General features: G+C 42.1%; 24 protein-coding genes. 17 read left to right on the top strand and 7 right to left on the bottom strand.

Annotated features, from left to right (window positions below; all coding sequences use genetic code 11):
• Positions 1-196: 196 nt before the first annotated feature.
• Positions 197-1,705, top strand: coding sequence for a YifB family Mg chelatase-like AAA ATPase (locus tag PSI06_RS18100; protein WP_004588672.1), 1,509 nt, complete (start codon positions 197-199; stop codon positions 1,703-1,705).
• A 105-nt stretch (positions 1,706-1,810) separates the two neighbouring features.
• On the opposite strand, the gene PSI06_RS18095 is transcribed toward PSI06_RS18100, so the two are convergent.
• Both PSI06_RS18095 and PSI06_RS18090 read right to left on the bottom strand, forming a co-directional pair.
• The gene (locus PSI06_RS18095; RefSeq protein WP_004588673.1) at positions 1,811-2,515 is read right to left on the bottom strand and encodes a response regulator transcription factor; all 705 of its coding nucleotides are present in this window, start codon (positions 2,513-2,515) and stop codon (positions 1,811-1,813) included.
• A 179-nt stretch (positions 2,516-2,694) separates the two neighbouring features.
• A complete protein-coding gene (locus PSI06_RS18090) occupies positions 2,695-5,190 on the bottom strand; it encodes an alpha/beta hydrolase family protein (RefSeq protein WP_273604547.1) in 2,496 nt (831 codons plus the stop codon).
• 84 nt (positions 5,191-5,274) lie between these two features.
• Between PSI06_RS18090 and PSI06_RS18085 the strand changes: the two genes are divergently transcribed.
• Positions 5,275-6,351, top strand: a complete 1,077-nt coding sequence (locus PSI06_RS18085) for a CNNM domain-containing protein (protein ID WP_004588675.1) — start codon at positions 5,275-5,277, stop codon at positions 6,349-6,351.
• A gap of 18 nt (positions 6,352-6,369) precedes the next feature.
• Here the strand turns inward: PSI06_RS18085 and PSI06_RS18080 are convergent, their stop codons facing one another.
• On the bottom strand, positions 6,370-7,587 hold the full coding sequence (locus PSI06_RS18080) for an EAL domain-containing response regulator (protein ID WP_273605052.1): 1,218 nt from the start codon (positions 7,585-7,587) through the stop codon (positions 6,370-6,372).
• A gap of 182 nt (positions 7,588-7,769) precedes the next feature.
• Between PSI06_RS18080 and PSI06_RS18075 the strand changes: the two genes are divergently transcribed.
• Positions 7,770-8,786, top strand: coding sequence for a metalloprotease (locus PSI06_RS18075; protein ID WP_273604549.1), 1,017 nt, complete (start codon positions 7,770-7,772; stop codon positions 8,784-8,786).
• Between the two features lie 44 nt (positions 8,787-8,830).
• On the opposite strand, the gene PSI06_RS18070 is transcribed toward PSI06_RS18075, so the two are convergent.
• Positions 8,831-10,141, bottom strand: a complete 1,311-nt coding sequence (locus tag PSI06_RS18070) for a short-chain fatty acid transporter (protein WP_273604550.1) — start codon at positions 10,139-10,141, stop codon at positions 8,831-8,833.
• 225 nt (positions 10,142-10,366) lie between these two features.
• Between PSI06_RS18070 and PSI06_RS18065 the strand changes: the two genes are divergently transcribed.
• Both PSI06_RS18065 and PSI06_RS18060 read left to right on the top strand, forming a co-directional pair.
• On the top strand, positions 10,367-11,434 hold the full coding sequence (locus tag PSI06_RS18065) for a potassium channel family protein (protein ID WP_024031979.1): 1,068 nt from the start codon (positions 10,367-10,369) through the stop codon (positions 11,432-11,434).
• A gap of 18 nt (positions 11,435-11,452) precedes the next feature.
• Entirely contained in the window at positions 11,453-11,659 is a 207-nt protein-coding gene (locus PSI06_RS18060) for a PLDc N-terminal domain-containing protein (protein WP_004588680.1), read from the top strand.
• A 2-nt stretch (positions 11,660-11,661) separates the two neighbouring features.
• On the opposite strand, the gene PSI06_RS18055 is transcribed toward PSI06_RS18060, so the two are convergent.
• Positions 11,662-12,693, bottom strand: coding sequence for a cytosolic protein (locus PSI06_RS18055; RefSeq protein ID WP_273604551.1), 1,032 nt, complete (start codon positions 12,691-12,693; stop codon positions 11,662-11,664).
• A 122-nt stretch (positions 12,694-12,815) separates the two neighbouring features.
• Positions 12,816-13,274 (bottom strand): EVE domain-containing protein, encoded by a 459-nt coding sequence (locus tag PSI06_RS18050; protein WP_029773519.1) that lies wholly within the window; start codon positions 13,272-13,274, stop codon positions 12,816-12,818.
• Between the two features lie 79 nt (positions 13,275-13,353).
• Here PSI06_RS18050 and tesB point away from each other — a divergent pair, with 79 nt between their 5' ends.
• Positions 13,354-14,211, top strand: coding sequence for an acyl-CoA thioesterase II (tesB, locus tag PSI06_RS18045; protein WP_004588683.1), 858 nt, complete (start codon positions 13,354-13,356; stop codon positions 14,209-14,211).
• Positions 14,212-14,406: 195 nt separating this feature from the next.
• Here tesB and plsB read toward each other — a convergent pair whose 3' ends face one another.
• On the bottom strand, positions 14,407-16,845 hold the full coding sequence (plsB, locus tag PSI06_RS18040; RefSeq protein WP_004588684.1) for a glycerol-3-phosphate 1-O-acyltransferase PlsB: 2,439 nt from the start codon (positions 16,843-16,845) through the stop codon (positions 14,407-14,409).
• A gap of 413 nt (positions 16,846-17,258) precedes the next feature.
• On the opposite strand from plsB, the gene rpsJ reads away from it, so the two are divergent.
• Genes rpsJ through rpsQ form a run of 11 tightly spaced genes read left to right on the top strand, consistent with a single transcriptional unit; the run spans position 17,259 to position 22,225 of the window.
• Positions 17,259-17,570, top strand: coding sequence for a 30S ribosomal protein S10 (gene rpsJ / locus PSI06_RS18035; protein ID WP_002957900.1), 312 nt, complete (start codon positions 17,259-17,261; stop codon positions 17,568-17,570).
• Between the two features lie 27 nt (positions 17,571-17,597).
• Positions 17,598-18,233: a 50S ribosomal protein L3 gene (gene rplC / locus PSI06_RS18030; protein WP_004588685.1), complete on the top strand. Its 636-nt coding sequence runs from the start codon at positions 17,598-17,600 to the stop codon at positions 18,231-18,233.
• Positions 18,234-18,250: 17 nt separating this feature from the next.
• The gene (rplD, locus tag PSI06_RS18025) at positions 18,251-18,856 is read left to right on the top strand and encodes a 50S ribosomal protein L4 (protein ID WP_004588686.1); all 606 of its coding nucleotides are present in this window, start codon (positions 18,251-18,253) and stop codon (positions 18,854-18,856) included.
• Positions 18,853-19,155, top strand: a complete 303-nt coding sequence (gene rplW / locus PSI06_RS18020; protein ID WP_004588687.1) for a 50S ribosomal protein L23 — start codon at positions 18,853-18,855, stop codon at positions 19,153-19,155. Before rplD ends, rplW begins: the two co-directional genes overlap by 4 nt.
• 17 nt (positions 19,156-19,172) lie before the next feature.
• Positions 19,173-19,997, top strand: coding sequence for a 50S ribosomal protein L2 (gene rplB / locus PSI06_RS18015; protein WP_004588688.1), 825 nt, complete (start codon positions 19,173-19,175; stop codon positions 19,995-19,997).
• 15 nt (positions 19,998-20,012) lie between these two features.
• Entirely contained in the window at positions 20,013-20,291 is a 279-nt protein-coding gene (gene rpsS / locus PSI06_RS18010; RefSeq protein WP_004588689.1) for a 30S ribosomal protein S19, read from the top strand.
• A 14-nt stretch (positions 20,292-20,305) separates the two neighbouring features.
• A complete protein-coding gene (rplV, locus tag PSI06_RS18005; protein ID WP_004588690.1) occupies positions 20,306-20,638 on the top strand; it encodes a 50S ribosomal protein L22 in 333 nt (110 codons plus the stop codon).
• Positions 20,639-20,649: 11 nt separating this feature from the next.
• The gene (rpsC, locus tag PSI06_RS18000) at positions 20,650-21,351 is read left to right on the top strand and encodes a 30S ribosomal protein S3 (protein ID WP_004588691.1); all 702 of its coding nucleotides are present in this window, start codon (positions 20,650-20,652) and stop codon (positions 21,349-21,351) included.
• 12 nt (positions 21,352-21,363) lie between these two features.
• On the top strand, positions 21,364-21,777 hold the full coding sequence (gene rplP, locus PSI06_RS17995) for a 50S ribosomal protein L16 (protein WP_002957890.1): 414 nt from the start codon (positions 21,364-21,366) through the stop codon (positions 21,775-21,777).
• Positions 21,777-21,968: a 50S ribosomal protein L29 gene (gene rpmC, locus PSI06_RS17990; protein WP_004588692.1), complete on the top strand. Its 192-nt coding sequence runs from the start codon at positions 21,777-21,779 to the stop codon at positions 21,966-21,968. Before rplP ends, rpmC begins: the two co-directional genes overlap by 1 nt.
• Positions 21,968-22,225, top strand: coding sequence for a 30S ribosomal protein S17 (gene rpsQ / locus PSI06_RS17985; RefSeq protein ID WP_004588693.1), 258 nt, complete (start codon positions 21,968-21,970; stop codon positions 22,223-22,225). Before rpmC ends, rpsQ begins: the two co-directional genes overlap by 1 nt.
• Positions 22,226-22,416: the final 191 nt, after the last annotated feature.

Below are 22,416 nucleotides of genomic sequence, written 5' to 3'. Positions count from 1 at the left end.
TCTAGTATTCAAAAACAAGAACACTAACAAACATGTAAAAAAGAGACCGACAGTTTCCCTTGGTAATTAGCAATTACGACAGAATTGCTTGGTAATTAAGATACGACAAAGTCGCTTGGTGTTAACACAAATCACAGTACACGTTTTTAAATATTCTGACTAAACTAATTAATTAAACCATTAATTAGGATAAGGAATGTCGCTAGCTCGAATCTATTCTCGTGCCCAAGTGGGTATAAACGCCCCCGAGGTTATTGTAGAAGTACACCTAGGTAATGGTTTACCGGCATTTAATATTGTTGGGCTGCCAGAGGCCTCAGTTAAAGAATCAAAAGACAGGGTGCGTAGCGCCCTAGAAAACTCTCAATTTGGTTTTCCTGATCAACGTATTACCGTAAATTTAGCCCCTGCCGATTTACCTAAAGATGGCGGGCGTTTTGACTTAGCCATTGCCGTAGGTATTTTAGTGGCCTCGGGGCAGGTAGTGTGTCCAGATATACATAAATATGAATTTTACGGTGAGCTTGCCCTTAATGGTGAAGTGCGGGGAGTTAATGCCATTTTGCCTTCTGTACTTGCTGCAAAAGAGCAAAACCGTTGCTGCTTTTTACCTTTTACCAACGATAGCCTCGCAAGTTTGGTGAACGGCGTTAAGCGTAAAGCGGTTAACTCGTTACAAGAAGTATGGGGGGATTTATTAAATCAGCAGCCGCTACCTTTAAATATTGAATACCCAGACTGCGCCCAGTCTCCCGACTTTTTACTCGATTTAAGTGATGTTAAAGGCCAACCCGGTGCTAAGCGAGTGCTAGAAATAGCCGCCGCTGGAGGCCATAACCTACTTTTTTTAGGTCCACCTGGCACGGGTAAATCTATGCTAGCGCAGCGTATGGCGACGATAATGCCAACCATGTCAGACGATGAGGCAATATCAACGGCTGCACTGTATTCTATTATTGGCCAATCAATTGATTTAAATAATTGGCGCCAACGACCTTTTCGAAACCCACACCACACTTGCTCGGCAGTCGCTTTAGTTGGTGGCTCTTCAAACCCTAAACCGGGTGAAATTTCACTTGCGCATAACGGGGTGTTATTTTTGGACGAGCTTCCAGAATTTGAACGTAAGGTACTTGATTCGCTGCGTGAACCCATGGAAACCGGCTCGGTGGTTATTTCGCGGGCAGCAAGGCAAATGGAGTTTCCGGCGCAGTTTCAGCTTATAGCCGCACTAAACCCAAGCCCTACAGGGTGTCATAATGATAAGCGAGCAACACCTGACCAAGTGATGCGCTATTTATCGCGCGTATCAGGCCCGTTTATAGACCGTATCGATTTACAAATAGAGCTGCCGCGACTAACCAGTGTTGAGCTACAAAGTACCGAGCCTGAAGAAACCAGCGCCCAAGTAAGAGCCCGAGTAGAAGCGGCCTACAGTGCACAGCTAAAGCGCCAAGGTAAGGTTAATGCACGATTAAATAATAAAGAAATGAATATACATTGCACTTTAGCCCCTGCTGAGTTGCAGTTTTTAGCACGCGCTAGCGAAAAGCTGTCGTTATCGCCGCGCTCATACCATAGGGTTATTAAAGTGGCGCGTACTATTAGTGATTTAAAAGGTGCAGAGCATATTAGTTTAGAAGAGCTAAAAGAGGCGCTAAATTATCGTGCTTTTGAGCGGTTACTAGCGCAGTTAACTAAATAAACTAAACGCTACTGGAAATAATACCGAACCGCAACAATGCTTAATTATTTTAAGGTGCTAAGCTCGGTGCTTGCTGCGTTTTTCTGCGTTTAAAATTTTAATGCGCTAAATTGAGAGCATATAACCTTTACCGCGCACGGTTACAATGCGTTTTTGGTCTTTTTCATCGTATAGTTTTTTACGCAAACGGCCAATTAAAACATCCACAGTACGGTCATTCGGGCTCCAATCTGGTTGGCCTATTTCTTCTGATATTTTTTCTCGCGAGGTTGCTTTGCCTGCGTTGCTAATTAAACAAATTAGCACTTTGTGCTCGGCTTCGGTTAAGCGCGATTCAATACCTGATGAGGTAATTAATGTACGGTTATCGGGATGGAGCTTAAAGTCGGCGTATTCTATAAACTCTTCGCTTTCATCATCGTCTTGATTAATTGCAATACGTTTATAAAGTGCGCGCATGCGCAGCTCAAGTTCTAATAAATCAACAGGCTTACAAATATAGTCATCAGCACCTTGTGCAAGCCCTGCAATACGATCGGCTTGAGAGTCGCGGCTAGATAAAACAATCACGCCAATATCGGTCAAAGTGTTGAGCTCTTTGGCAAGCTGCAACCCATCACGCTTGGGTAATACAATATCAATAATGGCAAGAGAAATAGCACTGCGCAGGTTTACGCGTTGCCTAACTATGTTTAGGGCATCGGCACCTGTGGGGTCTATTTCTATCGAAAATTCGGTGTCTGTAAAGTGATTTTGGATGCGCTTAACGAGTAGCTCGTCGTCTTCAACCAATAAAACGTTAATTGCCATAGGACTTATTTTTGTATATTTATAGCTCTGTATGGTAGCACCAATCGTTAAATGCTGAGAAGGGGGCGGTGTAACTTTTCGGTAACTTTATGTTTCAGATATAAAAGGCGGCTTACCTAAGGTTGCTGTTTATGTGAGTAAGCTCAGCACATTTAGCTAAAAATGTGCTGAGCGCTGTGTTACTTATCTGAATACATTGCGTCCCACCACTGTGGTTCGCCTTTTAGTTGTTTATCAAAATAAGCAAGCATGGTGTTCCACCAATCAAAGCGTTTATCACGAGCAAAAATTTGATGGTCGGCGCCTTTATATTCAATAAGCTCTACGTCTTTATTTAAAAGCTTTAAGGCGGTATACATGGTTAAGCTTTCACCAACAGGTACATTGGTATCGCTATCGCCGTGTAACAGTAGTAAAGGGGTCGTTACTTTATCGGCATGAAATACAGGGCTGTGATCGCTATAAAGCGAAGCGTTATTCCACGGAAAGCTATTTTTTGATGCTTCGCCTGAGTATAAATACCCCCACCAACCTTCGCCCCAATACGAGGTTAAGTTTGATATACCCGCATGCGCAATAGATGCACTAAACATGTCTGTTTTGGTGGCAAGTAGCATGGTCATGAAGCCTCCGTATGAGGCGCCTAAATTACCCACTTTTTTGCTATCAACAAAATCGTATTTTTTTAAAAAGGCGTGTGTACCTTGCATTATATCGCTAGCGGTATAATCGCCCCAGGCGTTAACGTGCTGAGCAGAAAATGTTTGCCCAAAACCAGTTGCTCCTGTTGGCTGTAATACATAAACAACATAGCCATTTGCTGCCCACAAGTTAAATGGGTAGCGCCCTGTAAAACCACGGGTAACCGGTGAGGTGCCACCGTAGTAATAGACAAGTGCAGGGTGTTTTTTAGTTTTATCTAAGTTAGTAGGTATGTACACACGCCCTGTAATTTCTACGCCGTCTTTATTTGTAAAGTTAAACTCTTCCAGAGTCGGTATTTGTGTATTAGCGTAGGCAAGCGGCTTAGAGTCCCAGATTAGGTCTGTTTTATTTTTACTTATATTTAATCGTTTAAGCTGCTGAGGCGTGGATGCTGTGGTACCGCTTAGTAGCACTTGCGGGTTTCTCTCGTGCGAGTAGCTAAATTGCTCAACGATATCTAAACCCGTATTAAGTTTTTTAAAGCGCTGTTTGCTCAAGTCATATAAATACAAAGGTTGGGTATCTTGCTCTGTTACTTTTATAAGCGCATCGCCATTATCAAGCACATGTAATTCACCTATAGCGGGGTCAAACTGCTTACTAAGCGCTTTTACGTTTTTACCGTTATCGCTAAGTAAGTATAATTGGCCGTCGTAATTATTAGCTAACATCCCTTTTGGAAGGGCACGGCCTGCGCCATTTTTAAAATCTGGGCCAGCAACAACGTACACATCTTTGTTGGCGTACTTTGCATGGTTAAAGGTTTTAAATTTACCAAAAGACGTTATTTTATTCGATTGTAAGTCAAGTTCCACCAGTTCAGTTTCTGGGTGGGTGGTGGCTTGCATAACCATAACTTGGCGGCTCATTAATACTTTGCCACGATTAGTGTTTGCATCTTCAAAGCTATGCGAAATAGGGCCTTGGCTAAGCGCTTTGGTTAAGCCGCTGTTGGTGTCTAACATATAGAGCTGACTTACATTGCGTGCGTATGACCATCTATCTTGAAGGCCTTTGTAGTGCTTAGTTAAGCTGTTGTTGCCTTCGGGGGTTTTAGACCAGCTAAAAATAAGACTGTTATTATCATAAAAATTAAAGTTACTTGCGCCTTCAAGTTCTCTGGCCAATGTTTTAATGCTGAGGTTTTTACGGTTTAGCTGTTTTAGCTCACTCCCTAGCATATAAACTAAAAATTGATTATTGGGGCTCCATACCATATTGCTTGGTTGCTGGCCTTCAAAGCGATACAAGGTTTGATTTTGGCTATTTTTAAGCTCAGTTACCACGTTTGCTTGGTTAGCTGTTTTATTTGAATAGCTGCGTGTGCTGGTAACGTATTGCTTAGCATCGGGCGCTAAAGAAAGTCCACTAATGGTGGGTGCATCAAAAAGTTGCTCGGCTGAAAGTCGCTTAGTTGTAGAGGTGTTAATTGTAATGTTGTCAGTGTCAGCTTTGGGTTCAAAGTCGAGAGAAACGTTGTTCCAGTTAGCCACTTGTTGCGCCACTACAATCACACTATGAGAGCCATTAGTTAAAGATAAAGAGTATGTGTGGTTATCGCCTTTTTGAAGCTTGGCATCAATAAACAACTGAGCGTTCTCTATCCCTTTTATAGTTAATGTGCCTTGGCTATAGCGGGTTGTTTCAATATTGAACTTAAGCGCTTGTAGGCCACCTAAAGTAAGTGCGTTTACTTTATTAAACGGCTGCCAGCTATGCTTTTTACCAAATACAGACACACTTTGCGTATTACGTTGCAACTGCTCTAATAAGTTATTAATAATGACTTGGCCGTGTGGTGTTTGAAATGGCTTAACTTGCATGTTTTCGCCTAAAGGGCCAATAAACTCGATATTTGATTTATCAAGCGGGGCTGCTATTGCTGTCAAGCTCAAGCTGCCAAGAGCAAAAAAGGTAGCTGCTTGTTTTAGTAATTTATTTTTTGTGGTCCAAGGTGAGCTAATTCTCATATTTGTGCCTATTATTGATAGTTATTTGGCCAAATATAGCATGTATTGTTACCATGCCCATATGTTCAACTCATCGGAGAAAAAGTGACTTTACTGATTGTGTACATGGTTGCTGCCATCGTTATTTCTTTTTTATGCTCTGTAATGGAAGCTGTACTGTTAAGTATTTCGCCCAGCTATGTGGCGCTATTACGCAAAAAACAGCCTGAACTTGCAAAGCAGCTCGAAAAACTAAAAAATAATGTAGATCAACCGCTTGCTGCAATACTAACGCTTAACACAGTGGCCCATACCGCCGGTGCTGCAGGTGTGGGTGCGCAAGCCGCTGTGGTTTTTTCAGATGCGGCAGTAGGAATTGCCTCTGCCATAATGACACTTTTAGTATTAGTACTTTCAGAGATTATTCCAAAAACCTTAGGGGCCAATTATTGGCGTGCCTTAACCCCTAGCGTGACCTATTCTTTACGCTTTTTAGTGATATCGCTAAAACCATTTGTGTGGCTTGCTCAAAAGCTTACTAATTTAATGGGGGCCAAGCACGATGAGGCTTTTTATATTCGCCAAGAAATAGAAGCCATGGCAGATATAGGCACCGAAACAGGGGCAATCCATGCCGATGAGTCAGAAATAATCCGCAACCTTTTACATTTTAGGCATGCGAAATTAACCGACTTAATGACGCCGCGTACTGTGCTGTATAAAGTACATAAAGGGTTAACGGTCGATCAGTACATGAGCGAGCACGGCTCGTCATCATTTTCGCGCGTGTTAGTGTTTGATAAAGACGCCGATGACATAATTGGCTTTGTGCATAAAAACGATATTATGTTGGCTTATCACCGCTTAGGTACCGATTATAAAATTAGCAAATTAGTTAAGCCTATTCATACGGTACCCGAAGGGCATAATGTGTCATCGCTACTACAAACCTTACTTAAACAGCGTACTCACATATGTTTAATTGTTGATGAATACGGTGATGTTCAAGGCATTGTAACCCTAGAGGATATGATAGAAGCCCTTATGGGGCTTGAAATTGTTGATGAGCGCGACCAATCGACCAATATGCGCATGGTTGCCAAGCAGCGCTGGCGCCAGCGTTTAGCAAGCAGCGAGCACATAGTTAGTGAAGATGACGACACGCCCCGAGATAATAAATAATTACGACGGGGTTGAAGGTTAGCGTTTAATTGTGCCCCCCGTCGTATTTACCCAGTTTAGTGCCCACTCTATAAAATCGTCTTTGGCTTTAGGGCAGGTAAACAAAAACCCTTGCATGGCTAAATTAGTGCGGTAGTTTTTTAAGTAGAGTGATTCTTCGGCGCGCTCTACGCCTTCGGCCACAAGAGCTAATTGCTCTTGGCTGGCAATATCAACCAGTGAGCTGACCACCACTTGCGAAAACTGATCTGTTTCAATATTACTAATAAGTGTACGGTCAATTTTTATTTCAGTAAAAGGCAGGCGCTTAATCTGGTTCATGTTGGTAAAGCCAACCCCAAAGTCATCCAATGATATGCCAAAGCCATGCATTCTTAATCTGTTTAAGGTTTCTAGCTGAGAAAGGCTAGACAGCGCATGTTGCTCGGTAATCTCTAAAATTATATCACTCGGTGATAGCTCATTGAGCTGTAGTATAAGCATCAGCTTGTTGGGGCAGCTTAAATCATCTAATTGTGTGGGAGATAGGTTAAAAGCCAGTTTTAGATGCGCAGCAATGTTTGTACGTATAGCTTTTAAATCGCTGGTGGCTTGCTCAAATAAGCTAAAGGTAATTTGATTAATTAACCCCGATTGCTCCGATAACGAAATAAACCGATTGGGCGAGATAATTTCGCCAGTGTGCGTTTTAACGATGCGCGCTAGCACCTCAATACTTTCTATTTCACTGGTTTGAGAATTTATTTTTGGCTGATAGTAAGGGATTATCTCGTTTAAATTGATTGCCTCATGCAATGCTTTTTCTGAAATAGAGGCATGAGAAAGGTCGTTATGTACTGCTAAATGCTTTGCTTTTTGTAAAACGGTTTTTACTTGGCTAAGTTGCACGGGTTTAGCTAAATTTGCGACTAAATGAATATTGCTATGACGCGCTAAATTGGCAGCTAGGTTGATAACCTTATGATCCATCTCCGAAATTATAACTACTGCGCCTGTAAAATTAAGCTCGCCTAGTTTTCTTATAAACTCCATACCATCCATTTCAGGCATGTTTAAGTCTGTAAATACAATATCGTAAAAGTTTATATCATCAATTACGTGAGTTAGCGCTTGCTGAGCACTCAGGCATTTTGTAACTTTATTCGAGACTCCTAGCTCATTTAAAATGGCCTCCATAACAATTAAAATCGCCTTTGAGTCATCCACAACTAAAATATTGGGTACCGAAATCGACATGCTCTATCCTTGTAACTGCTTAATATATTAGTACTGTAAAAATAGCGCCTGATCAGCCTTTTGTCAGCCTAGTTTTATATTATTTTTTATCTTCGAAGTGCTTTTGCGCTTATGGTTTAAGGCAATTCGTGTTTTTTAAATTCATCGGTATACTAGCGCCATTGTTTTAACTGGTTTTAGTCATGATAAAAATCGATCTCATGCTTGCAGAGCAACCATTAACGCTAATGGTATCTGGGCATAAAATAGTACAAATATTTCACAATCAACAGGCCATAAGCTTTACAACACCCAAAGAGCATTACGCCGAATTTACTTTAGATAATAAGCAAATAGGGATTGATAGCTCACATGTTCATGAGCAGTCTTTATCGTTATTTGTTGATGGTGTGTTTGCTACTGAACTAGCTTTGCCTGCGCCAGTAAATAGCCAGCCCAAAAAAGGCTTTTTAGGGCTAGCGGCATTGGGCTTTAAATTATTTAAAAGTGCAAAAGTAATTAAAGTGGCTTTAGCAAGTGCATCGGTTGCCGGCTATGCCTGGTTATTTAGTATTGAATTTGCGCTGATGCTAATTGCCTGTTTAGTGGTACATGAGTACGGACACGTTAGAGCCATGAAATATTTTGGCATAAAAACCAAGGGTATTTACCTTATTCCCTTTGTAGGCGGATTGGCTGTTAGTGACGATAAAATAACAACACGTTGGCAAGATGTAGTTATATCCCTCATGGGGCCAGCGTTTGGTTTGTTTACCTCTGTGCTGGGTGTGGTTTTATATTACGCCACCGAAATGGACATATTTGCCGGCGTTGCAGTACTCAGTGCCTTATTGAATTTGTTTAACCTTTTGCCTATTTTACCGCTTGATGGCGGGCATGTATTAAAAAGTATCAGCTTTTCAATGCGATCTTGGGTCGGTTTAAGTGTGTGCTTACTCGGTGTGTTATTTGGCTTATGGCTGAGCTACACATTTGGCTTAATGTTGCTGGTGTTCTTTTTGTTTGTTGGCGCACTGGAAATCGTATTTGAATGGCGAGGCCGCCACTACTCACACTTAATGCCGCTAGATAAATATGGCCAAGGCTTTTCAGCTGTTATGTATGCAGTTGTAGTAGCTGGGCATGTAGCTGTAATGATGCACTTTGCCGATTCAGAAAATCCAATATTGAGTCTGCCGATGACTATTTTATCGAGCTAATCGCTATACGCGCAGTATACCTAAATACTGCGCGTTATTAAGGGTTAGTAAAAGCTCAGCACTAGCGATATAAATACCCCCGTTACAAATAACTGCACAACACAAAACCCCATAATGTCTTTTGCTTTTAACCCTGCTATTGCCAGTACAGGTAATGCCCAAAAGGGTTGAATTAAATTGGTCCACGCATCGCCCCAGGCAACCGCCATAGCAACGCGTGATATATCGGCGCCCAGCTCTTGCGCTGCGGGTATAACAATAGGTGCTTGTACTGCCCATTGGCCGCCGCCAGAAGGTACAAACATATTAACGAGTCCTGCACTTATAAAGCTAAAAAATGTCAAGCTATCGGCATCTGCTACGGCAATAAAACCACGCGATATTTGCTGCGCTAAACCGCTGTCGACCATCACAGCCATAATACCTGCGTAAAACGGAAATTGAATGACAATACCCGCACCGCTAGGAATTGCTTGTTGCAAGCTGTTAAGCAAGTTATGCGGTGTTTGGTGCAAGGTAATGGCTAAAAATAAGAACACAGCAATAATGCTGTTTAGGTTTAGGCTACCGCCTGCAACTATAAAGTAATACCCTAAATAGCAAAGGCCAAGTAAACCAATCGAAATGCCAAGCAGCTTTGTGTGTTCTAAATGCTGAGCAGGGCGAGTAATTTTTTCATGTGCGGGCGGGGGCTCTTTAATAAGTGCTGGGTCTACATATACGCTGTTTTTATCACTGGGTAGCATGTAGCGGTTAACCAACGGCATAATAATAAATAAGCCAATTAATATTGCTATGTTAAAACCAGCAAACAGGGTTTGCTCGGTACTAATTATGCCAATGCTATTTTGTGAAAAGTGCCCTTCGGTAGCAATCGTAAGCGGAATTGAGCCTGCTAAGCCGCCATGCCACACCACAAAGCCAGAATAAGCACTGGCAACTAATAGGCGGTAATCGACCTGTGTTTGCCTTGCAATTGCTTTGGCAAATAAAGCCCCAATAACTAAGCCAAACCCCCAATTAAGCCAGCTGGCTAATAGCGAAATAAGCGTGACTAAAATAATCGCTTTTGGCGCTGAATTAGCAAGCGCCGCCAGTTTGTTTAATAACGAATTGATAATGGGGGTGCTTGCTAGCATGTAACCTGTAATCAGCACTAACAGCATTTGCATGGCAAAGCTAAGCAGGTTCCAAAAACCACTCCCCCATGCGTTAATAACTTCAATATGTGTTGCGGGGGTAAAAATACTGGCAGAGAGTAAAGTAATTAAGCTCAGCAATATGACAAATATAAAAGGGTCAGGTAAGTAGCGCTCTACTAATTTGGTAAACGGTGTGGCAATTTTATTAAGCATAATGTGTCTGTGTGTTTTTTAGTCTTATTATAATTAATCATGCTCTTAGCACATTAGCAAACCCGCATTTAGTCTTATATTTTAGGGCCTGAGTATCTTATAGGTTGAACAAAATTTAATCCTAAAAGGGTAACTGGCCTTACTTAAAGGCTTAAACGTTGCTTAAAAGCATGGCTTACAGTAACGTACTGTTTATAGATAATTTACTAACAAAGATTTTGTATCATGCCGGTAATATTTAAGAGGCTAGCGCTACTTGTTCGTGCTCATATCGATCAGCTGAGCTGGCAAGCCGTGGTGCTTGCAATACTTGCTCATATGTTAGTGACTTGGGGGCTGCTATTTATTGCAAATGAGCAAGCGCTTACCTCGTTTACGACCTTTTTTTACTACTACACAGTAACTACCTCAACAGTGGGTTACGGCGATTTTAGCCCAACCAGCGAGCTGGGACGTTGGGTTGTGGCTTTAATACAAATTCCGTTTGGATTAGCTTTATTTGGCGTTCTGTTAGGAAAAACAGGGCAAACAGTGACTTACTTAATTAGGCGCGCTATGACTGGTGATAAAAACTTTGCTCACAGTAACAACCACATTATTATTTTTGGTTGGCACGATACCCGAACAAAAAAGATGATTGATTATATCCTTGCCGATACCAAACGTACCGACCGCCGTATTTTGTTGGCGGTGACTGAGCAAATGGATCACCCATTTTTAACTAACGAAAATGTCGACTTTGCCCGCCTAACAAGTTTTACCGATTTAGAAGAGCTTGAGCGTGTAGCTATAAGCCGTGCCGACAAAGTTATTATTGATGGGCAAGATGACGACCAAACATTTACAACGGCACTGCGTATTAGTCGTTTAGTTAAAGATGAGTGCCATATTAGCGCGCACTTTTTAGATGAAACCAAGGTCGATATGTTGCTTGAGCATTGCCAAAATGTGGAGTGTAGTAGCGCTAAGTCGGCTGAGATTTTAGTACGCTCAATGCAAGACCCAGGCTCGAGTCGAGTACAAGAAGAGCTATTATCTACATTGCACGGCGACACGCAGTTTAGCCTAGCTATTCCAAGTGAATGCGAAGAGATGGAGTTTGGTACTTTATTTCATCATTTTAAGCATGACTATAATGCTATTTTGTTAGGGGTGGCGCATAACTTAAGTGCACAAAATATGGATTTAAATCCGCCACTTGATTACAAGGTAAATGCGGGCGATATCCTGCACTACATTGCCCTTGAACGTGTGCTAACAAATGAAGTAGATTGGCAAAGCTTGGCCAAATAACAAGGCTTAGGTTAAATAATGAATGAAGTAGTATTTTTAATAATTATTTTAAGCGCTTATATATTACCCGTGGTGATAGTGGTTAATAGTAAGCGCACCCAAGGCCACGAAAAAAACGGCTGGTTATTAGGCGTAATTATTTTTTCGTGGTTGGGACTTTTTATGTATTTTACGATTGTGCCCAAGCATGGTCACAAAAAAAGAAAGAAGAATAAACCGTCATAGGTCTATTCTAGCTGCTTGAGTTTGTGCTCAACCAGCGGATCATCTGGCACTATTTGTTGGGCAACTTCTAATAACTGAATAGCATCATTTGGGTGTTCATCTTGATGTTTAAGTGCGACATCTATTAACGGCTGAATATCTATTTTGGCCTGATGTTCTTGCACATGCACTTCTTTTTCATCTGCTAAAATTTGATGTGCTGTACTTAATAATGCCAAGCGGTGAGGCGAGCTCGCATTTGCCTTATTTAGGCTTTGATAATACTCTTCTTTTAAGCGCAAGGTTTTGGTTTGCAAACGAAACTGCGCTATATCAATCTGCTGGTGGCGTATAAAATCAACAGCCACTTGTTTGTAAAAGCCAAATTTGGTGAGGTAACTTGCGTGGGTACCGTGGCCCATGCCAAACACTCTTAAATGAGTCAGTTGTGGGTACCGCTTAGCATGTAGGCGGTCTATTTTATTGGTGGGGTCATAAATTATATACCCCTTAGCATGGCCTAAATCGAGGTCGTTATACTCACTTTGCCAATCAAATTGCTGCGCAAGCTCTGTGCTGGAGCGGGTGTCCCACGGAACTGTTTCGGTGTTTTTGGTGCTAACAGGATGAAAAAATAAAACCTGATCTAATTTAAGTAATTTTGCAAACGCGCCAACAGCAAAACCACCGCGACTAAGGCCATAGCCTAAGCGGCACTTAAACGGTGTAAGTAAGCTTGATAACTGCTCCAAAAAGAAGATTAAATTACGGCTTCTAAACCAATTGCTTTTGCCTAAATGTTGGAACGAAATAACATTAACATTTTGTTTTTGCGCTAAGTGATAGCCCCAAGGGGCAAAGTCATCGGTTAGGTCGTGTTCTTGGACGTTGGTCCCCGCGGGGGAAAAAGTAAAAAGCAGGGGCTTATTTAAATCAACAAAGTCGTATTTTACATACACATCGCCGAGTAGGTCGCCGCCACACATAGGCAGCTTAGTTTGTTGTTCATCATGGCAAAGCGTTAACCATTCATCTAACCAATACAGTAGTTTCATTAATCCCCCAATTATAACTCGCGGGGGATCGTATCAAACACGGCCAAATGAGGTCAAACATAGCCAAGCTCTAGCCCGTTAATGATTAGCTACTATTACAGCTTGATATTTGCTTACTGAGCTTAATTGCTCATGGCTATGATTTGCTCCCAGTCGTTTTGTGTGACTGGCATTACCGAAAGACGGCCTGCTTTTTTAAGGGCTAATTCGGTAATTGCCTCGTTAGCTTTAATGTCTTTTAAGCTTACGCGTTTGTTTAAATGGCTTTTATAGGTTACTTCAACTACAAACCAGCGTGGCTTGTCGGGCGTCGCTTTCGCATCGTAATAGTCACTATTTAAATCAAACTGAGTTGGGTCGGGGTAGGCTTCTTTAGTAACAGTGGCTATGCCCACAACGCCTACTTGTTTGCAGCTAGAGTGGTAAATAAATACTAAGTCACCTAATTTTATATCGTCACGCATAAAGTTACGTGCCTGATAATTACGCACGCCTTCCCACAGGGTGGTTTGTTGCGGCGCTGTTTTTAAATCATCAATCGAAAAAGCATCGGGCTCAGTTTTAAATAGCCAATAATTCATAGCGTTACTCATTTAGTTAGATTTACATAGCTGCATTGTATAGTATCATTAGCTTATCTGGGGATTGAGAGAACAGCAAATGAGCCAAGTATTAGATGATTTATTATCGTTATTGTCACTTGAAGAAATTGAACAAGGTTTATATCGTGGGCAAAGCCAAGATTTAGGGTTTAGAGCGGTATTTGGTGGTCAAGTAATGGGGCAGGCGTTGTCTGCTGCAAAAGAAACGCTACCAAAAGGACGTGTTGTTCATTCATTACACTCTTACTTTTTACGCCCCGGCGACGCCGCAAAACCGATTGTTTACGACGTAGAAACCATCCGCGATGGTAAAAGCTTTAGCACCCGCCGAGTAAGCGCTATTCAATACGGTAAACCTATTTTTTATATGACTGCGTCGTTTCAGGGTGAAGAAGAAGGCTTATCGCATCAAGCAACCATGCCTAATGTACCGCCACCAGAGGAGCTTCGCTCGTCTCTAGAGTTTTATCAAGAAAATGCCCACCACATACCCGAGGTGATCCGTAATAAGTTTATACGCGAAATGCCCATTGAAATGCGCCCGGTTACTTTTCATAACCCGTTTAAGCCAGAGGTTATTGAGCCCGTAAAGCACATTTGGATTAAAGCCAATGGCGATATGCCCGACGATCAACGCATTCATAATTACTTATTAGCGTATGCCTCTGACTTTGAGTTTTTACCTACGGCATTACAGCCCCATGGCGTATCGTTTATGCAGCCAAATATGCAAGTGGCAACGATTGACCATGCTATGTGGTTCCACCGCCCATTTAGAATGGACGATTGGATTTTATATACCATAGACAGCCCAAGTGCTAGTTCTGGGCGAGGCTTGGTAAGAGGCCAGTTTTTTGACCGCCAAGGTAATTTAGTCGCATCAACGATTCAAGAAGGGGTGATGCGACAGCGTTAATTTTATTAGACTTACTGGCAATAGACTGGCTGTTATGCGCAAATTAGTAGTGCTTTCGCTAAAGGTTTTGCCAAGAGATAAGAGTCTTTATGTAGCGTTGTTGTTCAATAACCAAACGTACAAAAAAGCCTCAACATGTTAAATGTTGAGGCTTTTTAATGGTGTTTAATTAGAGCTTAAATTACAGCAGCTCGGCTAATTACATTGATCTTGCACTATGTCGCTAACCGATTGCCATATACGCGCAGGTAATAAGGTTTTTAAGTACATGTATATTTCACACAGTTGTGTACTACCGTGAATACCATTTTCACCTTCAGTAATGAGCAGCTCACCGCGTAAATTATCAATAAAGCTTACCAGTACTTTTTTATCAAAAAACTCCGGGGTTTTAATGCCGTGTAAGGTGCCTAAACGGTTTGCCAGTACTTGGCTTTCACGCTCTAGTTCGGCTTTTTCAATTCCGTTACTGGTTTGAATAAAGCCCACAACAATGGCATAACGTTGCAACGTAAAGCTAAGCGACCTTCCTAGCATTTCAAGTTTGGCTAACGAATCATTCGTGTTAGTAACATGAATGGTATCGCCATCAAGCTCAATTAAGTTTTGATCGCTAAAGTTAGCCAAAATACGGCTTATGTAGTTTTCATCTAGCGGCTGTAAATACCATTCTTTTGCAAACAGAGGGTAAAAAGCCGAAACAAGCTTTTGGCATTGCTCAACCGTACTACTGTGTTGCTTAAATAAGTGCAAAGCAATAAGGCTTGGCACAGCAAATAAGTGCAAAATATTATTACGATAATAGTTAAACAGGGTTTTTTCTTTATCGTTAATTGCAATAATTTCGCCAAATTCATCGCTAATAACATCAAACTTATTAAGCTTAATGGCGTGCGTTAATAGTTGCTCTGGTGTTTCATCGGGGGCAGTGACTTTATCGCTATAGCTTGCATCGCGTTGTAGGCGTAAGTAAAAATCTAGTTGCGCTAATAGCTTAGGCTTACTTAACGCGTGCTTGTCGTTAACTAGCAAAATCATAGCCAGTAAATTCACAGCGTTAAGTGCTGCGGCATTATTAATTTTTACCATTACTTGGTCGGCCAATGCGGCTACTTGAGGGCCTAGCCATTGCGGCTTTTGCACATCGGTAGGGTGTATTGCATCGCGCCAATCAGGTTGGTTGTCGTTTAAGTATTGGTTTATAGAAATAGGGTCGCCAAAGTTTAAGTAACCACGGCCATAATTTTTAAGGTTTTTAATGGCTTTAAAAATACCAAAAATGGACTCGCCTTTTTTATCTTTACCGGCAAGCTCTTTTAAGTAGGTATTGATTTCCATTACATGTTCATAGCCAATGTATACCGGCACAATAGAAACCGGGCGATCTATGCCGCGTAGCATTGCTTGCAATGTCATGGCGAGCATACCGGTTTTTGGCGGTAGTAATCGGCCTGTGCGGCTGCGCCCGCCTTCAGTGTAAAACTTAACTGAGTAACCTTTAATAAATAGCTGGCTTAAATACTCTTTAAATACGGCTGAGTAAAGTTTATTACCGGCAAACGAGCGGCGGATAAAAAACGCCCCTGAGCGGCGAAAAATACCACCGGCAGGGAAAAAGTTAAGATTAATGCCCGCGGCAATATGCGGCGGCACCAAACCTTGATGGTATATGGCATAGGTAAGTAACAAGTAATCCATGTGGCTGCGATGACACGGCATATAGATTATCTCGTGACCTTTATTTGTTAGCTCATGAATTTGCTCGGTGTATTTTATATCTAAACCGTTATAAAGCTTAGTCCACAGCCACGTTAAAATTCTGTCGCCTACACGTATCATTGCCTCAGAGTAATTAGCGGCAATTTCATCTAGTAGTTTTAACGCGTTTTGGCGGGCTTCTGTTTGGCTTATTCCTTTTGACTTTGCTTCATCTTGAATTGCTTTTTTTATTGTCGGCGAAGCCAAAAGTGAGTTAAATAGTTGCTCGCGCGAGGGCATTTTAGGGCCCGTAGCGGCCAGTTTTTGGCGTTTAAAGTGCACACGAGCAACACGCAATAGTTTTTGTGGTAGCTCATTTACGTCGGCTTTTTCGTTCACGATAAGTGATAAATCGAGTGGCTGGCTAAAGCGAATAAAGTTATCGCGCCCAGAAAACAGCACAACGAAAAATTTTCTAAACCAACTAGGCGTAAGAGAGTGGGTAATTAAGGTACGAATACCTGGCTTTTCTTTACCTGGGTCGCGCCCCCATAAAATAGTTACCGGCACCACTTGTACATTCTTTTGCCCGCTATTTAATAAATGCTCAACTATTTGCTTACCCTGTGATAAAGCGGCAGTCGGTTTAGCTGTATCGCCAAATAAAGGCGGCGGATTTTTAATACCAATAAAGCGGGCCAACTCGTGGTTTCCTAACGTTTGATATTCGCATGGGTTAGGCAAACCATACTTTTTACATACATTAGTAAGCGCGGCTAAATCGAAACGCGAATTTAAACGTACTATATAAAAAGTAGGGTGTTCAGGATTAAGGCCATATTGCTCTATAGGGCTTTGGGGAAGGACCTTACTTTTTACCAAAACACGGCTTACGCAGCTAGTAAGAAAATTCAAACAATAATTTAATAAACGCATCGACTCACCATATTGAGAGTATTAAAAGCAAAATTAGCGCATAGGATACCATAATATCTATAAAATCCTGTAATTTGCGTAATCGGTTAAATTATAAACATAAGACTAATTTGGCGCTGAGCAGTTCAATTTTAGCTATAAATAACCAGTGGCGGTTATTTGGGCAGCCTTACACCCATAATTAATTTGCAATTAGTTGTTGCATTTATCACCAATATCACTATAATACGCAGGCTTTCAAGATTCATCTGGAACTTGAAGGGATAAATTAAGCTTGGATTTCAAGCTAATAAACAGGAGTTCCGATTTGGAACTCATCGTAGATATAAATCAACAACCGGCATCTTAATTATTAAGATTGTTTCGGTCGTTTTTTTATGCTCTTTAAATGCTCTTTATATTGAGGTTTAAGAATGTCAAATCAACGCATTCGTATTCGCCTAAAAGCTTTTGACCACCGTTTGATTGACCAATCAACGGCGGAAATCGTGGAAACTGCGAAACGCACAGGCGCACAAGTACGTGGTCCAATCCCACTACCTACACGCTTTGAACGTTTTACTGTACTAACTTCACCGCACGTAAACAAAGATGCGCGTGATCAGTACGAGATCCGCACCCATAAACGTCTGATCGACATCGTAGAACCAACTGACAAGACTGTTGACGCATTAATGCGTTTAGATCTTGCTGCTGGTGTTGATGTTCAAATCAGCCTGGGTTAATCGAAAGATTAGAGAGGTTATAGGAAAATGGCATTAGGTCTAGTCGGTCGTAAAGTGGGTATGACACGTATCTTCACTGAAGATGGTGTATCTATCCCTGTGACAGTTATCGAAGCGACTCCTAACCGCATTGCTCAGATCAAATCTGACGCAACAGACGGTTATAACGCGCTTCAAGTAACCGCAGGCACTAAAAAAGCAAGCCGTGTAAACAAAGCAGCAGCGGGTCATTTCGCTAAAGCTGGTGTTGAAGCGGGTCGCGGTCTGTGGGAATTCCGCCTAAATGGTGGTGAAGGCGATTTTGAAGTAGGCGCTGAGCTTACTGTTGAATTATTCAACGAAATCAACAAAGTTGACGTAACCGGTACTTCTAAAGGTAAAGGTTTCCAAGGTGGTGTTAAGCGCTGGAATTTCAGCATGCAAGACGCTACTCACGGTAACTCTCTATCTCACCGTGCTCCTGGTTCAATCGGTCAAAACCAATCACCTGGTAAGGTGTTTAAAGGTAAGAAAATGGCCGGTCATATGGGTGCTGAGCGTGTAACGACTCAAAACTTAGAACTAGTTCGCGTTGACGCTGAGCGTAACTTGCTTTTAGTTAAAGGTGCAGTACCTGGCGCTATCGGCGGTGACGTTATCGTTAAACCAGCTGTTAAAGCATAAGTCCTGGAGATTTAGTGATGGAATTAGCAATTAAAGACGCTTCTGGCGCTCTTGAAGTTTCTGAAGCTACTTTTGGACGTGAGTTTAACGAAGCATTAGTACACCAAGTAGTTGTTGCATACGCAGCAGGTGCTCGTCAAGGTACTCGTGCTCAGAAGACACGTTCTGAAGTAAGCGGTGGTGGTAAAAAACCATGGGCTCAAAAAGGTACTGGCCGTGCACGTGCTGGTACAATCCGTAGTCCAATTTGGCGTTCAGGTGGCGTTAGCTTCGCAGCTAAACCACAAGACCACAGCCAAAAAGTAAACCGTAAAATGTACCGCGGTGCGATCAAAAGCATCTTATCTGAATTAGTTCGTCAAGAGCGTTTAATCGTTGTTGAAAGCTTTGGTCTTGAAGCACCAAAGACTAAAGAACTAGTTTCTAAGCTTAAAGAACTTGAGCTTAAAGATGTTCTTATCGTGACTGAAGAAGTAGATGAAAATCTTTTCTTATCGGCACGTAACCTGTACAAGGTTGACACGCGTGATGTAGCTGGTATCGATCCTGTAAGCTTAATTGCTTTCGACAAGGTACTTATTACAGCTGCTGCTGTTAAGCAACTTGAGGAGGCGCTAGCATGATCCGTGAAGAACGTCTTTTAAAAGTGATCCTTGCTCCACATATCTCTGAAAAAAGCACAATTGCTGCTGAAGAAAACAATACTATTGTTTTTAAAGTAACAAATGACGCAACTAAAGCTGAAATTAAAGCAGCAGTTGAGAAGCTTTTTGAAGTAGAAGTAACGGGTGTTCGCACACTTAACGTTAAGGGTAAAACAAAACGTACTGGCATGCGTTTCGGTCGTCGTAGCGACTGGAAGAAAGCTTACGTTACTCTTAAAGAAGGTAGCGAGCTAGACTTTGTCGGCGGCGCCGAGTAATAAGGGGAGTTAGAATTATGGCACTTCAAAAGTGTAAACCAACTTCTGCGGGTCGTCGTCACCTAGTTAAAGTGGTTAACCCAGATTTACATAAGGGTAAACCTTACGCACCACTATTAGAGAAAAACTCTAAATCAGGTGGTCGTAATAACAATGGTCGTATTACGGTTCGTCATATCGGTGGTGGTCATAAGCATCATTACCGTTTAATCGATTTTAAACGTACTAAAGATGGCATTCCAGCCACTGTTGAGCGTTTGGAATATGATCCAAACCGTAGCGCAAACATCGCTCTTGTATTATATGCAGACGGTGAGCGTCGTTACATTATCGCACCTAAAGGCTTAAAAGCTGGCGATGCAATCCAGTCTGGTGTTGATGCACCAATCAAGCCTGGTAATGCATTACCTATGCGTAACATGCCTGTAGGTTCGACTGTTCACAACGTAGAATTAAAACCAGGTAAAGGTGCTCAAATCGCACGTTCTGCTGGTGCATACGTTCAAATCCTTGCGCGTGATGGTCAATACGTAACATTACGTCTTCGTTCTGGCGAAGTACGTAAAGTACAATCTGATTGTCGTGCAACGCTAGGTGAAGTAGGCAATGCTGAGCATATGCTTCGTTCACTTGGTAAAGCAGGTGCAAATCGCTGGCGTGGTATTCGTCCGACAGTTCGTGGTGTTGCCATGAACCCGGTTGATCACCCACACGGTGGTGGTGAAGGTCGTACATCTGGTGGTCGTCATCCTGTGTCTCCATGGGGTAAGCCTACTAAAGGTGCTAAGACGCGTAAGAACAAGCGTACGGATAAATTTATAGTACGTCGTCGTACTAAGTAATATTGAGGAATAGCCATGCCACGCTCTCTCAAGAAGGGTCCTTTTATAGACCTACACTTGCTGAAGAAGGTAGAGAAAGCTTTGGAAAGCGGTGAAAAGAAGCCAATTAAAACTTGGAGCCGTCGTTCAATGATCATACCTAACATGATCGGATTGACCATTGCTGTCCATAATGGTCGCCAGCATGTACCAGTTTTCGTTTCTGACGAAATGATCGGTCACAAACTAGGTGAATTTGCACCAACTCGCACTTACCGTGGCCATGCTGCGGATAAGAAAGCGAAGAAACGCTAAGAGGGGAATGATAAATGCAAGCATTAGCTAAACATAAATTCGCCTCTGGTTCGGCGCAAAAAGCTCGTCTAGTTGCAGATCAGATCCGCGGACTACCTGTCGATCGCGCTCTAGAAATCCTGGCGTACAGCCCGAAAAAAGCGGCTGTATTAGTTAAAAAAGTACTTGAGTCTGCTATTGCTAACGCAGAGCATAACGAAGGTGCTGACATTGATGAGCTTCGTGTAACTACGATTTTTGTGGACGATGGTCCTACAATGAAACGTATTATGCCACGTGCTAAAGGACGCGCAGACCGCATCCTTAAGCGTACAAGCCACATCACTGTTGTGGTTTCAGATAGCTAGGAGTATAAGTAATGGGACAAAAAGTTCATCCTACTGGTATTCGCCTAGGTATATCTAAACCTTGGGTTTCTACCTGGTACGCGAGTTCTAAAGATTTCTCTGATCAGCTTTTTGGCGATCACAAAGTACGTACTTTCCTTACAAAGGAATTAAAAGCGGCTTCTGTGTCTAAAATCGTTATTGAGCGTCCAGCAAAATCGATCCGCGTAACAATTCACACGGCTCGTCCGGGTGTTGTTATCGGTAAAAAAGGCGAAGACGTTGAAAAGCTACGTCAAGCGGTAACTAAGATCGCAGGTGTACCTGCTCAGATTAATATTTCTGAAGTACGTAAACCAGAGTTAGATGCACAACTAGTAGCAGACGGCATTGCCTCTCAGCTAGAGCGTCGTGTTATGTTCCGTCGCGCTATGAAGCGTTCGGTACAAAATGCAATGCGCATCGGTTCTAAAGGGATCAAAGTTGAAGTTAGCGGTCGTCTTGGCGGCGCAGAAATCGCACGTTCAGAATGGTATCGTGAAGGTCGTGTACCTCTACATACTCTTCGTGCTGATATCGACTACGCAACTTCTGAAGCCTTAACCACTTATGGTATCATTGGTGTTAAAGTTTGGATCTTCAAAGGCGAAGTTATTGGTGGTTTACCACTAGTACAAGAGCAAGAGAAGCCAGCTAAACGCGCACCAAAGAAAGCCAAGAAAAGTGCTAAGTAGAGGTAGCGAGTAATGTTACAGCCAAAACGTACAAAATTCCGTAAAATGCACAAAGGCCGCAACCGCGGTTTAGCGCAAAACGGTAACAAAGTAAGCTTCGGTACTTTCGGTTTGAAAGCTACTGGTCGTGGCCGCATGACTGCTCGTCAAATCGAAGCAGCTCGTCGTGCTATGACGCGTCACGTGAAACGTCAAGGTAAAATCTGGATCCGTGTCTTCCCTGACAAGCCGATCACAGAAAAGCCTCTTGAAGTTCGTATGGGTAAAGGTAAAGGTTCTGTTGAATATTGGGTTGCTGAAATTCAGCCTGGTAAAGTACTTTACGAAATGGAAGGTGTTTCTGAAGAGCTTGCTCGTGAAGCGTTTGACCTTGCAGCTCGTAAACTGCCATTCAAAACAACTTTCGTAACTCGGACGGTAATGTGATGAAAGCAAGCGAACTAAAAGACAAAAGCGTAGAAGAGCTAAATGCTGAACTTCTAGGACTTCTTCGTGAGCAGTTTAACCTGCGCATGCAAGCAAGCACTGGTCAGTTAGCTCAGACACACACGCTAAGAACAGTACGTCGCGATATCGCGCGTGTAAAAACAATTATTAACCAGAAGGCAGGTCAATAATGAGCGATAAAATTCGTACTCTTCAAGGCCGTGTAGTAAGCGACAAGATGGAAAAATCTTTCACTGTTGCTATCGCACGTTACGTGAAGCACCCAATCTATGGGAAATTCATCAAACGTACTACTAAGCTACACGTACATGACGAAAACAACACAGCAAAAGCGGGTGACGTAGTTACTATCCGTGAATGCGCACCAATTTCTAAGAATAAATCTTGGACTTTAGTAGACGTTGTTTCTAGTCCAAAACAAGCTTAATTTTTAAATTAAGTAAGTTTTGAAAAAAAGCCCTGGCATTAGCCGGGGCTTTTTATTTGCGTTTAATGTCTTGTCCTGAAATGTGTTTACACATTTAGGACTTATTTTATGAAAACCACTAAAACTAAAGACGTTAAGCGTACTCAGCGAGATTATACATTAGGCTTTAAATTATCTATTGTTGAGCAAGT

The organism is Pseudoalteromonas sp. GABNS16E, assembly GCF_028598715.1.
GTDB classification, from domain to species: Bacteria; Pseudomonadota; Gammaproteobacteria; order Enterobacterales; family Alteromonadaceae; genus Pseudoalteromonas; species Pseudoalteromonas atlantica.
This window is presented reverse-complemented; position numbering and strand designations above follow the sequence as displayed.

Bases quoted from the DNA above. Each gene is read 5' to 3' on its own strand.
- PSI06_RS18050 (WP_029773519.1), bottom strand. From the start codon at position 13,274: ATGAATTATTGGCTATTTAAAACTGAGCCCGATGCTTTTTCGATTGAT.
- PSI06_RS18065 (WP_024031979.1), top strand. From the start codon at position 10,367: ATGCCGGTAATATTTAAGAGGCTAGCGCTACTTGTTCGTGCTCATATC.
- rpmC (WP_004588692.1), top strand. From the start codon at position 21,777: ATGAAAGCAAGCGAACTAAAAGACAAAAGCGTAGAAGAGCTAAATGCT.
- plsB (WP_004588684.1), bottom strand. From the start codon at position 16,845: ATGCGTTTATTAAATTATTGTTTGAATTTTCTTACTAGCTGCGTAAGC.
- rplC (WP_004588685.1), top strand. From the start codon at position 17,598: ATGGCATTAGGTCTAGTCGGTCGTAAAGTGGGTATGACACGTATCTTC.
- PSI06_RS18055 (WP_273604551.1), bottom strand. From the start codon at position 12,693: ATGAAACTACTGTATTGGTTAGATGAATGGTTAACGCTTTGCCATGAT.
- PSI06_RS18070 (WP_273604550.1), bottom strand. From the start codon at position 10,141: ATGCTTAATAAAATTGCCACACCGTTTACCAAATTAGTAGAGCGCTAC.
- PSI06_RS18080 (WP_273605052.1), bottom strand. From the start codon at position 7,587: ATGTCGATTTCGGTACCCAATATTTTAGTTGTGGATGACTCAAAGGCG.
- PSI06_RS18075 (WP_273604549.1), top strand. From the start codon at position 7,770: ATGATAAAAATCGATCTCATGCTTGCAGAGCAACCATTAACGCTAATG.
- rplD (WP_004588686.1), top strand. From the start codon at position 18,251: ATGGAATTAGCAATTAAAGACGCTTCTGGCGCTCTTGAAGTTTCTGAA.
- PSI06_RS18100 (WP_004588672.1), top strand. From the start codon at position 197: ATGTCGCTAGCTCGAATCTATTCTCGTGCCCAAGTGGGTATAAACGCC.
- rpsC (WP_004588691.1), top strand. From the start codon at position 20,650: ATGGGACAAAAAGTTCATCCTACTGGTATTCGCCTAGGTATATCTAAA.
- PSI06_RS18060 (WP_004588680.1), top strand. From the start codon at position 11,453: ATGAATGAAGTAGTATTTTTAATAATTATTTTAAGCGCTTATATATTA.
- rplV (WP_004588690.1), top strand. From the start codon at position 20,306: ATGCAAGCATTAGCTAAACATAAATTCGCCTCTGGTTCGGCGCAAAAA.
- rplB (WP_004588688.1), top strand. From the start codon at position 19,173: ATGGCACTTCAAAAGTGTAAACCAACTTCTGCGGGTCGTCGTCACCTA.
- rpsJ (WP_002957900.1), top strand. From the start codon at position 17,259: ATGTCAAATCAACGCATTCGTATTCGCCTAAAAGCTTTTGACCACCGT.
- rpsQ (WP_004588693.1), top strand. From the start codon at position 21,968: ATGAGCGATAAAATTCGTACTCTTCAAGGCCGTGTAGTAAGCGACAAG.
- PSI06_RS18095 (WP_004588673.1), bottom strand. From the start codon at position 2,515: ATGGCAATTAACGTTTTATTGGTTGAAGACGACGAGCTACTCGTTAAG.
- tesB (WP_004588683.1), top strand. From the start codon at position 13,354: ATGAGCCAAGTATTAGATGATTTATTATCGTTATTGTCACTTGAAGAA.
- rpsS (WP_004588689.1), top strand. From the start codon at position 20,013: ATGCCACGCTCTCTCAAGAAGGGTCCTTTTATAGACCTACACTTGCTG.
- rplW (WP_004588687.1), top strand. From the start codon at position 18,853: ATGATCCGTGAAGAACGTCTTTTAAAAGTGATCCTTGCTCCACATATC.
- PSI06_RS18090 (WP_273604547.1), bottom strand. From the start codon at position 5,190: ATGAGAATTAGCTCACCTTGGACCACAAAAAATAAATTACTAAAACAA.
- rplP (WP_002957890.1), top strand. From the start codon at position 21,364: ATGTTACAGCCAAAACGTACAAAATTCCGTAAAATGCACAAAGGCCGC.